This is a genomic window from Barnesiella sp. An22, assembly GCF_002159975.1.
GTDB lineage: Bacteria > Bacteroidota > Bacteroidia > Bacteroidales > Barnesiellaceae > Barnesiella > Barnesiella merdigallinarum.
Map to the genome: position 1 here is coordinate 1 of NZ_NFJR01000048.1, position 985 is coordinate 985.

The window sequence follows — 985 nt, forward strand, 5'->3', positions numbered from 1 at the left end:
TTGGTATATTCTACCCGACTACGTGTGTCCGTTTGGAGTACGGGTGATATAAGAATATGCTTAGCGGATTTTCTCGGGAGCCTGCTTACCACCGCTATTCGATTGCCCGGGGGCTCTCGATACTGTCAGTTTCGGCACACGACCCGGATTTGCCTGGGTCACGTTTACCTACCTCCTTTAACCTGCTATTCCGTCAGCAGGCGGGTGTGTCACTTCTCCGTCTCCACGTCGCTCCTTATACCAGTAACGGAATCTTGACCGTTTCTTCCATCGGCTGCGCCGTTCGGCTGCGCCTTAGGTCCCGACTTACCCTGATCCGATTAGCGTTGATCAGGAATCCTTAGTCTTATGGCGAGGGGGTTTCTCGCCCCCTTTATCGTTACTTATACCTACATTTGCTTTTCCGTAAGCTCCAGCCAGCCTCGAGGCTGACCTTCGCCGCCGACGGAATGCTCCCCTACCACGTCTTGCGACATCCACAGCTTCGGTAAAGGGCTTATGCCCGATTATTATCCATGCAAAACTCCTCGACTAGTGAGCTGTTACGCACTCTTTAAATGAATGGCTGCTTCCAAGCCAACATCCTAGCTGTCTCTGCAGTTTTACTTCGTTTGTTCAACTTAGCCCTTATTTCGGGACCTTAGCTGGTGGTCTGAGTTGTTCCTCTTTCGGACATGGACCTTAGCACCCATGCCCTCACTCCCGGGTAACAAATGGCAGTATTCGGAGTTTGTCAAGACTTGATAGGCGGTGAAGCCCTCGCATCTTATCAGTCGCTCTACCTCTGCCATTCTTGCCCGAGGCTGCACCTAAATGCATTTCGGGGAGTACGAGCTATCTCCAAGTTTGATTGGCCTTTCACTCCTACCCTCAGTTCATCCGTAAGCTTTTCAACGCTTATCAGTGCGGTCCTCCAGTTGGTGTTACCCAACCTTCAACCTGACCAAGGGTAGATCACTTGGTTTCGCGTCTACTGCTGTTGACT

1 rRNA gene is annotated in these 985 nt (G+C 51.4%); it reads right to left on the reverse strand.

Annotation, left to right across the window (positions count from 1 at the left end):
* Positions 1-985 (reverse strand): 23S ribosomal RNA (locus tag B5F38_RS14140); the annotation flags it as partial.